Origin of the sequence: Brevibacillus sp. BD137 (assembly GCF_041644655.1) — a bacterium.
Classification (GTDB): Bacteria; Bacillota; Bacilli; order Brevibacillales; family Brevibacillaceae; genus Brevibacillus; species Brevibacillus brevis_D.
The window spans coordinates 344,848-357,048 of record NZ_JAOTNO010000002.1; the positions used below are offsets into that span (position 1 = coordinate 344,848).

The 12,201-nt window shown below is 47.5% G+C and carries 12 protein-coding genes; 11 read left to right on the top strand and 1 reads right to left on the bottom strand.

The annotated features are described in order from the left end of the window. Window positions 1-30: 30 nt before the first annotated feature. Complete coding sequence (locus ODZ53_RS04920; RefSeq protein ID WP_372676402.1) at window positions 31-678, bottom strand: Crp/Fnr family transcriptional regulator; 648 nt, start codon at window positions 676-678, stop codon at window positions 31-33. Window positions 679-1,008: 330 nt separating this feature from the next. On the opposite strand from ODZ53_RS04920, the gene ODZ53_RS04925 reads away from it, so the two are divergent. The 11 genes from ODZ53_RS04925 (at window position 1,009) to ODZ53_RS04975 (ending at window position 11,010) form a co-directional block, all read left to right on the top strand. Continuing rightward, window positions 1,009-2,496, top strand: coding sequence for a 4-hydroxyphenylacetate 3-hydroxylase family protein (locus ODZ53_RS04925; RefSeq protein ID WP_372676158.1), 1,488 nt, complete (start codon window positions 1,009-1,011; stop codon window positions 2,494-2,496). Window positions 2,497-2,525: 29 nt separating this feature from the next. Further along, the gene (locus tag ODZ53_RS04930) at window positions 2,526-3,062 is read left to right on the top strand and encodes a 3-hydroxyanthranilate 3,4-dioxygenase (protein WP_372676159.1); all 537 of its coding nucleotides are present in this window, start codon (window positions 2,526-2,528) and stop codon (window positions 3,060-3,062) included. Then, a complete protein-coding gene (locus ODZ53_RS04935) occupies window positions 3,047-4,057 on the top strand; it encodes an amidohydrolase family protein (protein ID WP_372676160.1) in 1,011 nt (336 codons plus the stop codon). Before ODZ53_RS04930 ends, ODZ53_RS04935 begins: the two co-directional genes overlap by 16 nt. Further along, the gene (locus ODZ53_RS04940) at window positions 4,054-4,515 is read left to right on the top strand and encodes a RidA family protein (protein WP_173605974.1); all 462 of its coding nucleotides are present in this window, start codon (window positions 4,054-4,056) and stop codon (window positions 4,513-4,515) included. The genes ODZ53_RS04935 and ODZ53_RS04940 overlap by 4 nt, the downstream gene beginning before the upstream one ends. Before the next feature lie 10 nt (window positions 4,516-4,525). Continuing rightward, window positions 4,526-5,992 carry an aldehyde dehydrogenase gene (locus tag ODZ53_RS04945; RefSeq protein WP_372676161.1) on the top strand — a complete coding sequence of 489 codons (1,467 nt, stop codon included), beginning with the start codon at window positions 4,526-4,528 and terminating at the stop codon, window positions 5,990-5,992. Window positions 5,993-6,024: 32 nt separating this feature from the next. Further along, window positions 6,025-6,810 (top strand): 2-keto-4-pentenoate hydratase, encoded by a 786-nt coding sequence (locus ODZ53_RS04950; protein WP_372676162.1) that lies wholly within the window; start codon window positions 6,025-6,027, stop codon window positions 6,808-6,810. 23 nt (window positions 6,811-6,833) lie between these two features. Beyond that, entirely contained in the window at window positions 6,834-7,721 is an 888-nt protein-coding gene (locus ODZ53_RS04955) for an acetaldehyde dehydrogenase (acetylating) (RefSeq protein ID WP_372676163.1), read from the top strand. A 31-nt stretch (window positions 7,722-7,752) separates the two neighbouring features. Next, window positions 7,753-8,775, top strand: a complete 1,023-nt coding sequence (gene dmpG, locus ODZ53_RS04960; RefSeq protein WP_372676164.1) for a 4-hydroxy-2-oxovalerate aldolase — start codon at window positions 7,753-7,755, stop codon at window positions 8,773-8,775. Between the two features lie 12 nt (window positions 8,776-8,787). Continuing rightward, on the top strand, window positions 8,788-9,576 hold the full coding sequence (locus tag ODZ53_RS04965; RefSeq protein ID WP_372676165.1) for a 2-keto-4-pentenoate hydratase: 789 nt from the start codon (window positions 8,788-8,790) through the stop codon (window positions 9,574-9,576). 157 nt (window positions 9,577-9,733) lie between these two features. Continuing rightward, window positions 9,734-10,345: a TetR/AcrR family transcriptional regulator gene (locus ODZ53_RS04970; RefSeq protein ID WP_172138640.1), complete on the top strand. Its 612-nt coding sequence runs from the start codon at window positions 9,734-9,736 to the stop codon at window positions 10,343-10,345. Beyond that, entirely contained in the window at window positions 10,342-11,010 is a 669-nt protein-coding gene (locus ODZ53_RS04975) for a YqeB family protein (protein WP_372676166.1), read from the top strand. The genes ODZ53_RS04970 and ODZ53_RS04975 overlap by 4 nt, the downstream gene beginning before the upstream one ends. Window positions 11,011-12,201 lie beyond the last annotated feature (1,191 nt).

Here is a 12,201-nt window from a genome sequence, read left to right on the forward strand (position 1 = left end):
TGACCACCTTTCACATTGATTTGCTTTTGCTTACACTGTGCGAGCGGTGTGTGTCGTGAATTGTGGAGGCTTTAGCATATCTGGGCGTTTAACGACAAAGGATCGGTTTTTGATTTCAATGATGCCCTGTTCCTTCCATGCCTTCAGGATTTTGTAGACGGTAATACGGGTGAGGCCAGCACATTCAGCCAACTCTTGTTGAGTGAGGGGAACCTCGTGGTTTTTAAAGTCTTCGCAAATGTTGAGGAGGAGACGAGCGATTTGCTCTTCTGAATTCAGCGCCTTCATGTTAATGGAGGTTAGAAGAATCCGCATTTTTTGATTGATTGTTTGGGTGAAAAGAGACAAGAGTTCGGGGCGTGCCTTCAGCATTTCGAGGAATTGCAAACAGGAGAAATGGTAGACGACTGCATTCTTGACAGCGATAGCCGTGGTGAAATGAGGTTGTTGATCCAGCGTTTGGAGTCCCATGATTTGACCAGGGACAACGATGTTCACCAGACGATCTTTCCCCTTGAAGGTAGAGGTCACAATCTTCACTAGTCCCTTATGAAGATAATAAAAGCCTTCTCCGATCGTCTCCTGCTTATAGATAGCTGTTTTTCCTTTCACAAATTGGCGGGTGCCGTATTCTAAAAGGGTTTCCCATTTCAAATCCGTCTCAAAAGAGGATACCATCATCACCGCTCCTTTCCTCATCAATGATCAGGCTCTTCCCATCAACTAATATTAAGTCTCAATTTTCTGAACTTACCCCTCTTGATTATATGAAAATAAAAAGCTCCTTACCAATATTTCAACGTGAAAATGACGTGCATTCGAAAGAAAAACAGAAATGATGTTAATTCGTTTACACATCCTCAGTTACCCATGAATCAGGTGAGCAGTGTTTTACATTTTTCTGTCGTGATGTTAAGTGGGTTACATTTTTCAGAAGAGACAGACATTATAATGCGGTTTAAGAACAAAAACGGCTCTACCAACAAAAATCTACAAGGAGGAATTTGGGTGGGAATCCGTACAGGTGACCAATACATCCGGGGCTTGGGATCACGGCAACCGGAGATTTGGCTACAAGGCAGATTGGTAACAAACGTATGTGAGGAAGCTGTTTTTCGACAGCCGATTCAGGAAATAGCCAAATTGTATGACATACAGCATGACGAGAAGTACCAGGACAAGATTACGCATATTTGTCAGGAGACAGGTGAGCGAGTGAACAACGCCTTTCTCGTTGCAAAGACCCCTGAGGAATTGCATGCGAAACGAGTCTTGTACGAAACCTATGCGGAAGCCACTTTTGGCTTGATGGGAAGAACGCCCGATTTTCTCAATGTCGTCTTGACGTCACTTTACAGCAATGCGTCTTTCTTGGAAAGGTACAATCCGCAGTGGGCGGAAAACGCGAAAAATTATTACAAGTATGTGCGCGACCAAGACCTATTTTTAACACATGCCATTATCAATCCGCAAAATGACCGTAGCAAGTCCTCGCACGAGCAAACCGATGTGTACACTCATTTGGGAGCAGTAGAGGAGACACCGGAAGGGTTGATTGTCAAAGGAGCAAAAATGCTCGCGACACTGGCGCCGATCACGGATGAAGTCATCATTTATTCATTCCCTGGGTTCCAGCCTGGAGATGAGCGTTACGCCTTGGCATTTGCCATTCCGATTGACACGCCGGGCTTGCGCATCATTTGTAGAGAGCCCATGCAGGATGGAATTCGTTCCGTTTATGACCATCCTTTGGCATCACGCTTCGAAGAAATGGATGCTCTTCTTGTCTTTCATGACGTACTCGTACCTTGGGATCGCTTATTCCTTTACAACAATGTAGAAGCGGCCAACCTGCTTTATCCAAAGACAGGCATTGGACAGCAGCCGGCGCACCAGACAGGGGTGAGAGGACTGTTGAAGCTCCAATTTGCCACAGAAGTTGCCATGCGGCTGGCAGACTCCATCGGGGTCGACGTCTATCCGAATGTCCAAAACCATCTCGGAGAACTGGCACAATCGTTGGAATCGGTTAGAGCGCTCCTGAGAACAGCCGAGCAGGACTACGAGACCTTGCCGTCTGGCGAGCTCATGCCAGGTTACGTACAGCTCGAAACCATTCGCGGACTGCTTCCGAAGCTGTACCCGCGAGCGATCGAAGTCATCCAGATTATTGGAGCTGGCGGATTTCTCATGTCCCCGACTGACTCTGACATGGAGCATCCCGAGCTGGCGGAGGATATGGAAAAGTTTTATGCGGGACGAAAGGGTATCTCTGGTACAGATCGGGTTCGCCTGTTTAAACTCGCTTGGGACCTGTGCGGGGAAGCCTTCGGACAGCGTTTGTTGCAATACGAACGGTACTATACGGGTGATCCGGTGCGGAAATTGGCGATTTTTTACAACAACTATAAGAAGTCTCATGCATGCACGATGGTGGATGATGCACTCAGCGTTTTTGCTACCAAAACAGCATCGCAGACGAAGCAGGTTCTTTAAACAAAGTAAAAACAGGGAGGGAATAGAGCATGCGTACATGGGCACCTATCCATTTGTGGAAGTTTATCGAGGATCACATCGATCAGCTCAAGCCACCAGTGAATAACAAAGTGATTTGGAAAGATGCAGAACTAATGGTCATGGTAGTGGGAGGACCGAATAAGCGGCGGGATTTTCACATTGATCCATCCGAAGAAGTCTTTTACCAGCTCAAGGGCGATTGCTTTGTCGAGATCATCAATCAGGATGGAAAGCGCGAGATCATCACAGTAAAAGAAGGCGAAATGTTCCTTCTTCCTGCGAATGTCCCGCATTCCCCACACCGGATAGCGGATACGATCGGCCTCGTGATAGAACGTAACAGAAATGAGGGAGAACTGGAGGACTTTGCTTGGTTCTGCGAAAACTGCGACCACGAAATGCATCGCGTACGGATTCAACTGACTAACATAGAGGTGCAAGTAAAAGAGGCAATCGAAGGCTTCAACAGCAATCTGGAGCTGCGTACATGCCAAAAATGCGGGCACGTCATGCCTCCGGAAGCGAGTGAGTGGAAATGCGAGTAGACTTCCATACCCATATTATTCCAGAGGATATTCCCAACCTGACTGAACGATTTCATGGAGAGCGCTGGCCAGTTCTGCACCGCACTTGCACATGCGGGGCAACTATCATGGTCGGGGGAAAAGTCTTTCGCGAAGTGACGGATCAGGTGTGGGATCCCCAAAAACGGATTCATGACATGCAGCAGGAAGGCGTGGATAGGCAGGTGTTGTCACCCATTCCGGTTACGTTTTCTTACTGGGCCAAGGCAGCCGAAGCCGAAGTGATGGCGCGGATTCAAAACGATTTTATCGCAGAGACGGTCAACCAGCATCCGAAGCATTTCATCGGATTGGGTACTGTTCCCATGCAAGACACCGAGGCAGCCATTCGGGAAATGGATCGCTGCATGCACGAGCTCGGCCTGAGAGGGATTGAAATCGGTACCAACATAAATGGCAACAATCTGGACGACCCGGGACTGATTCCTTTTTTTGAGAGGTGTCAGACATGGGATGTGCCGCTCTTCGTACATCCATGGGAGACGCTGGGGAGAGAACGGATGCCGCGGCACAACCTGATGTACACCGTCGGGATGCCAAGCGAGACAGCGCTTGCCGCAGCAAGTCTTATCCTGGGAGGCGTGATCGAGAGGTTTCCGCGCCTGAAAATCTGCTTTGCCCATGGCGGTGGCTCTTTTCCTTATATTCTACCCAGGCTGGACCAAGGCTGGAAGGTATGGCCGCATCTGCGTCTGACCGAACAACCACCCAGTGTGTACGCGAAACAATTTTACTTTGATTCCTTGACGTACGACCCACTGAACATCCATTACATGATGAAGCGCTTTGGCGAAGATAAAATCATGATGGGATCGGATTATCCCTTCCTGCTTCGTGAAACACCTCCCGGGGAAGTCATCGATCATACATTGGAGCTGACGGATGGACAGAAACGGGCGTTGCTGGGTGACAACGCGCTTCGCTTCCTGAACATAAAGGAGATGAACGGACTGTGAAGCATCAGACTGAAACGCCGGAGCAACGTCTACAGGCTATGGGCCTTGCTTTGCCCGAACCGAGACAGTCGGCCGGTAATTATGTCGGTTGTGTCCAAGCGGGCAATCTCCTCTTTCTGGCAGGCCAAGGGACAAACGAATATCGAGGGAAGCTGGGACAGGATGTCACGATAGAGGAAGGCTACCTAGCTGCCAGACAGTGTATGCTCAATCTGCTGGCTGTTGCCAAGCATGAGCTAGGGGAGCTGGGAAGAGTCAAACGAGTGGTCAAAATACTCGGATTCGTTAACAGCGATCCAGCTTTCATCGATCAGCCTACAGTCATGAATGGGGCATCCGATTTGTTGGTAGAACTATTCGGCGACAAAGGCAGGCATGGTCGGTCCGCTGTAGGGATGGCCCAGCTCCCGCTAAATAACGCCGTAGAAGTAGAGATGATCTTGGAAATCGAGAATTAGGAGGATTCCCATGAGTCAGACCGCCAAGGAAAACCAGGTACGAAAAGACGCCAAGCTATTCATAGACGGCGATTACGTGGACGCTGTTTCCGGTGAAACCTTCGATACAATCAACCCAGCGACAAATCTCAAGCTGGCTTCTGTGGCCAATGCAAGTGAGCAGGATGTAAAAAGGGCGATCGACGTGGCGCAGCGTACGTTTGAGTCAGGCGTTTGGAGTGAGATGCCTGTAGATGAGCGCGCCAAGATTCTCTGCAAAATGGCTGACCTGGTGATGGAGCGTGTGGACGAACTCGCTTTGGTGGAAACGCTCGATGTCGGCAAACCAATCAAAGAAAGTCGGGGCTTCGATATTCCAAGGGCGGCGGCAAATTTGCGATTTTTTGCCGAAATGGCCAAATACATGGTCCATGAGCATTATGAAATGCGCCATTTTATGTCCTACGCCAAATATGCTCCGGCAGGTGTGACAAGTCTGATCATTCCATGGAATTTGCCCTTCATGCAGATGACCTGGAAAGCATCTGCGGCTTTAGCGGCAGGAAATACCGTCGTTGTAAAGCCAGCCTCGTACACGCCTCTCTCGGCGGTGATGTTCGGAGAAATTGCCAATGAAGCAGGTCTGCCTCCTGGCGTGCTCAATATCCTCACTGGTCCGGGCGGGACTGTCGGGACGGCGATGACGACGCATCCCCATGTACGCCGGATCTCTTTTGTGGGAGAATCTAGCACCGGCAAGACCGTTATGAGGAATGCCGCTTCGCATCTGATTCCCGTATCGCTCGAATTGGGAGGCAAATCAGCCAATATCGTATTTGAGGATGCCGATCTTGATGAAGCGGTAAAAGGATCGGTCGAGGCGATATTCCGCAACCAGGGTGAGATTTGTCTGGCAGGTTCGCGTTTGTTGGTGCAACAAAGCATATATGATGAGTTTCTGGACAAATTTGTATCGGCCGTTCAAAGAATTAAGGTCGGAAATCCTCTGGAACCAGAGACAGATATGGGAGCGTTGGTTTCCCGCAGTCACTTGGAGACGGTGGAGCACTACATCCAGATCGGACTGGAAGAAGGAGCCAAGCTCGGTCACGGCGGAAAACGGCTCAGCGCGCTGGGTGACGGCAATTTCCTAGAGCCAACCGTTCTTTATGATGTAGACAACAAAATGAGGGTGGCGCAGGAAGAGATTTTCGGTCCGGTCATCGTAATCATTCCATTTCGTACAGAAGAGGACGCTATTCGGATCGCCAATGATTCAGCTTACGGCCTGGCAGGTGTGGTTTGGACCAACGACCTGCGGCGCGCGCATCGCGTAGCTGATCAAGTACAGTCAGGTCTTATATGGATCAATTGCTGGTATGTGCGTGATTTGCGTACTCCGTTTGGCGGTGCCAAGGACAGCGGGATTGGCCGTGAAGGTGGGCGTCACAGCTTCGAATTCTATTCTGAGGTCAAGACCGTCACCCTAAAATTATAGCGAGAAGGACAGCAAATCAGGGAGGGAGCCGTGTGGACATAGAAAAAATCACGCGATTCGCCGATCATTTAGCGGCGGCGAGTCGTGAAGGCGTGGGAGTCGCGCCACTCACTTTACTGGATCCGACAATCACCGAAATAGAGGCATATCACGTTCAATTGAAGACGATTGAGCGAAAAGTGAAAGAAGGCGCGAGGATTACAGGGAAGAAAGTCGGCCTGACCTCTCGTGCCATGCAGATACTGCTTGGGGTGGAACAGCCAGACTATGGACATCTATTGGACGACATGGTCGTGGAAAACAACGGAGAACTGCCTTTCGAGCATGTCCTTTCGCCAAAGGTAGAAGCAGAAATCGCCTTCCTGCTGAAGCGCGATCTGGAAGGACCACATGTAACCATCTATGACGTTTTGATGGCAACAGAATATGTAATCCCCGCCTTGGAAATCGTGGACAGCCGTATAGCCAACTGGCAAATCAAACTCGAAGACACCATTGCGGACAATGCATCGTCGGGCTTCTACGTGCTGGGTGGACATCCCGTGAAACCGCAAGATTTGGATCTTCCTCTGGTAGGGATGGCGTTTTATAAAAATCAGGAGCTGGTCAATACCGGCGTGGGTGCCGCCGCATTGGGCAATCCCGCATCCTGTGTGGCGTGGTTAGCGAACAAGCTGCACGAATTAGGGATTACACTTAAAGCAGGAGAAATCATTTTGTCCGGTGCGTTATCGGCTGCGGTTGAAGCTAAGCCTGGCGATGTATTTCATACACGGATTGCTGGACTTGGTTCCGTAGGAGTCAGGTTTGGCAAGTAAAAAATTAGGAAAGGAGTGCCTGTATGAGGAAAGTAAAAGTAGCCATACTCGGGTCGGGTAACATCGGAACAGACCTAATGATCAAGCTGGGAAGGTCGCCACTTCTTGAACTGACGTCCATGATTGGAATCGATCCTGATTCGGATGGTCTGCGTAGAGCTAAGGCAGCTGGATACTACGTATTCGACGGCGGATTACAACCGTTTATAGAAAGCGGTGCGGATCTTGCAGATATCGTCTTTGACGCTACGTCAGCCAAAGCACATATTCGGCATGCCAAGGCGCTCTGGGAGGCAGGGAAGTTCGCCATCGATCTGACGCCTGCTGCTGTGGGGCCCTACGTAGTACCATCTGTGAATCTCGGTGCGCATTTGAATGAAACGAACATCAATCTGATCACATGCGGCGGCCAGGCTACGATTCCGATCGTTCATGCGATAGGGAGTGTGAGTCCAGTCAGTTATGCAGAGATCGTGGCCACTATTTCCAGTAAAAGCGCGGGACCTGGCACACGTTCCAACATCGATGAATTTACGGAGACGACCGCACAAGGTATCGAAGCGATCGGCGGAGCGAAGAAAGGCAAGGCGATCATCATCCTGAATCCGGCGGAACCGCCGATCCTGATGAGGGATACGGTCTATGCCGTAGTGGACGAAGGTGCGGACCGGCAGGCGATCGTGAAGGCTATTCACCAGACCGTTGCCTATATTCAATCATATGTTCCTGGTTACCGCCTGCGCTCAGAGCCGATTTTTGATGAAAACAAAATCACTGTTTTTTTGGAAGTGGAAGGCGCGGGTGACTACCTCCCTACTTATTCAGGCAATCTGGATATCATGACGGCGACAGCGGTGAAGGTAGCAGAGGAGTTTGCCAAGCATGTTGTTGGCATCGGCACGAGTATGTAGCTATAGCCATGAATGAAAGGAGGGACCGCAAATGACTCGTGATATTGTGATCACTGAGGTAGCTCTTCGAGATGGAAGCCATGCGATCAATCACCAGTTTACCGTGGAGCAAGTACTCGAGGTGGCCCGTGCATTAGATGAAGCGAACGTACCGTATATTGAAGTCTCCCATGGAGATGGATTGGCCGGATCGTCCCTGCAGTATGGACTATCTAGGACCCCTGAACTGGAGCTAATCGAGGCTGCCGTTTCCGTTTGTAAACAAGCGAAAGTGGGCGTGCTCCTGCTGCCGGGAATCGGCACGATCAAAGATTTGAAGACGGCTGCAGGGCTAGGGGTAGGCATGGCACGGATCGCCACACATGCAACCGAAGCGGACGTTTCCGCACAGCATATTTATCAAGCGAAAGAGCTTGGCTTGACGACAGCTGGCTTTTTGATGATGGCGCATATGGCTGCTCCGGAAAAACTGGCGGAGCAAGCTAGACTCATGCAAAGCTATGGTGCCGATGTCGTGTACATCGTCGATTCAGCTGGCGCTCTGCTACCTGATCAAGCAGGGGGACGAGTCCGGGCATTGAAGCAATGTTTGCATGTTCCCGTTGGCTTCCACGCACACAACAATTTGTCTTTAGCCATGGCCAATACACTCGTTGCCATTCAAGAGGGTGCCACCTGGATTGACGGCAGTGTTCGATGCTTGGGGGCAGGTGCGGGCAATACACAAACCGAGGTTCTTCTTGCTGTATTGGATCGTATGGGCATTCAGACAGGCGTCGATCTGTACAAAATGATGGACCTGGCAGAGAATATCGTTTCGCCGATTCTTCAAGTACCACAGGAGATTACCAGAGACGCCCTGATTCTCGGATACGCCGGTGTCTATTCCAGCTTTCGGCTTCATGCCGAGCGTGCAGCCAGGAAATTCGGCATCGACTCCCGAGATATTTTAATCGAGCTGGGACGACGAAAGGTCGTGGGCGGACAAGAAGACATGATCGTGGATGTCGCAGCGGAAATCGCCCAACGGTACAGCTCTACCAAAATCAGATAGGGGGTGATCAGCGTGCAATCGGAACTATTGTACAAAAGGTTGGCTCAGAAGCTGGTGGATGCGGAGTTAAATAGGGAGGTGGTCGTGAAACTGACGGCTGAATACCCTGAGCTGACCGTGGAAGATGGATATCGAATTCAAGATGAGTTGGTCTCCCTCAAGCTTGTGCAGGGACATCGAATCTTTGCCTCTAAAATGGGTTTGACCAGTCAGGCAAAAATGAAGCAGATGAATGTGCACGAACCGATTCGTGGCTACATTTTTGATTATATGAATATCGAGGACGGCATTCTGCCGATCAATGAATTGATTCATCCCAAAGTGGAAGCGGAAATCGCCTTTGTTTTGCGTGAGGATTTGGAAGGACCAGGTATCACGGAGGGTCATGTCCTGGCAGCCACTGATTATGTGGTTCCCGCACTAGAGATTATCGACAGCAGGTATGCGCAGTTCCAGTTTTCCTTGCCGGATGTCATTGCCGACAATACTTCATCTTCACGTGTGTTTATCGGATCGACCTGGAGAAAGCCTGATGATCTTGAACTCGATTTGGTTGGCGTTACTCTTTCGATCAATGGCGAGCTCAAAGACTTGGGCGCTGGTGCGGCGGTTCTCGGTCATCCGGCCCACGCGGTCGCGATGCTGGCGAACATGCTTGCTCGCGAAAGACGCAAGCTGCACAAGGGAGATTTGATATTGTCCGGGGGCATTACCGGTTCCCACCAGCTACGGGAAGGGGACGTGGTAGTCGCCAAATGGGGTGGCCTCGGAAGCATTGAGTTTGTGGTAAAAACGAGATAGGCAACAAGGCGAGGAGCCGAGAAGAATGCACGGGGTTATCCCGTATTCTCTCGGCTCCTTTTTATGTTGGGAAGCGAATCCCCTGATGAATCATCTTGACAGTCAGCGGAAGTAGGCGCTATTATCTAACTAACGATAGGTAGAAAATGGTGAAAAAATGAATAAAAGCGAAGCAACACGACAAAAAATTCTTGAAACGACTACATGGTTGATCGGGCAGTATGGAATTGAAAAAGCTTCCCTTTCCATGATTGCTCAGTCTGTAGGCATACAGAAGCCATCCATCTATTATTATTACGCTTCGAAAGAGGAACTAATAGACGCTGTATTCGCATGGATTTTAGATGGATATAGTTTTGAACAATACTTTCAGATTCATGAGTATACAAAAAAGAATTTTGTAGAGAAGATGGTTCGTGACGGCTTGCAATTGTTAGGTGAAGAGCCTACAGATGCACAAATGCTTGTTGTACAGGTATTAAATGAGTTTCTTTTATATGGAAACCGAGAATCTTCCCATAATAAAGAGTACCGATTAAAAATGAAGGCCATTCAGGAAGGCTTTATTGACGGTTTTTTTCGATTACTACAAAAAGGTGAAGAATTTGGTCACACTGATTCAAAAGGACTACGTGAAAAAGCATGTGTATTAGCGTTAACACTCGATAACTTATCAAACTATCCGCTGATCGGCATTCAACTAGATGTATCAGCTGTATGGAGAGAAACCGTTACAAGTGTATTATCTAAAAAAGGAGACTGTAAATGAGCGAGAATCATACATTATTACATTTTTCAAAAACGGATAAGGTTATCTTGTGGCTTGGTTTCCCGCTTATCGGTTTAGTGTTCGGCTGGTTTCTTCCGAGTATTGCTAAATGGGGCAGCTCTTTGCCGTGGATACCCTTCCAGGGACCCTTACAACTAATTGCCTCCTATAATGGAGCATGGGTAGGCATTGTTACGATGATCCTTGGTCTGATTGCGGGTATTGCCTTGACTCTACTCTCATTCCATGAAAGCTTAGAAACGTCTGTCTACGATGATAAAGTTACATGTAAACTTCGAGATGATGAAATTCTTTTTAAAAAGAAGGATATCTCCCTTGTATTTATGGATAAAAAGCAGTTGGTGTTTTTAGGTCATGATGAGAAGGAACTATTTCGTTCTAAGCAAGAGCTTACGAAAAACACAGTAGGTGCTGCATTTAGAAAGCATGATTATGCTTGGAGCGACACGGACCCATTTCAACATGATTTTAAAATATGGGTTGTGGATTCTCCTGACCTATCTCCTGCTGCGAATGCTCTATTAAAAGCAAGGGAAATAGCCATTGAAAAAGGAAATGATAAAGAAGCTTTTCAATTGGCTCAAGAACTTTGGAAACTAAGAGTATCCGTAAAAGAAAAGGACAAAAGGCAATATTATCGATAAAAACTAGCAGGTCTTTCAATATTCTCGTTTTATGAGGCTAAGCAGCTTGAACTGCTTAGCCTCCATTTTATTTATGCTAGCTTCAACAATTTTCGGAACTGAATCCGATATTTAAGTGTGCTGCTAAGCGATTTGGAACAGGTGATTATAGAGAATTGGTGTAACGGTAGGTAATCAACTAAAACAGAAGGGATACCGTATTTCTCTGGAATTCATCGGAGAAAATTTGGATACAACAAAACTGATAAACAGTTTCGTAACAGCATCCTCTTTATTAAAATTCCACCGACTGTTCAGTTTAAATAAAGCATTAGACCGAAACCCCTAATGCTACAAGGAGTTCCGGTCTTCAATATCACGAGATTTTTAAAAATTAGTTTTAGACTCAACGTTAAAATGAAGCAATACATGGCTAATCTTTCCTCACTGACTAACGACTAACAAACACTTGTGTCTTTCTTCCAATTTCTATTCGCTCAGTAAATTTGCCTCCAGTGTATTCCTCAATTGTTTTTTTCAAAAATGTTGTGCAGGCTCGTTACTATCTATTTGGTACACTTCCCATGTTCCCTTATGCATATCAAATATATCTTTAGCGACTTGTTTACCTAACCCTGTTCTCCGAAATCTTTTCATAATAAAAAACTCAACAATCGAAAAGTATGAGTTATTTTCATCTCTATCAATCAATTTGACCTAGACGAAACCAGCAATTTTCTCATGTAGCGATATTAAATAGGGAAACCTAGAGCAATCTGTCCAGTATTCGTTTAACGGATATTCACCAAATTTCCCGTTATCTTCAATCTGTAGATCCATAAACTCAGAGAAATCGTAAATATAGAATTGCAAAAGGTTGCTGAGTGTTTCCATATCTTCTAAGGTTGCTCTCTTAATTTTATAGTTCTTCAATAAAATACCCCTTTTAAGTAGATTCCCTCTAAATGTTCAATATTCGGTAAAATATTCAATTCCCCTTTTTGGGTTTATTGTTCTGAACTGCCCGTTTGCGTAATGACAAAGTCTAAAGCATTATTTTCTAGTCTACATAGTTTCCCAACAATCACAAAATACCTTATTCCAATTGCCAGATGGATTATATCGGGAAAAATGCCCAATCAAATCCAAATTATTCCCAAACCGTCTTATCAGGAACGGTTACTCGTGGTAGAATGCTGTCAGACAGCGCCT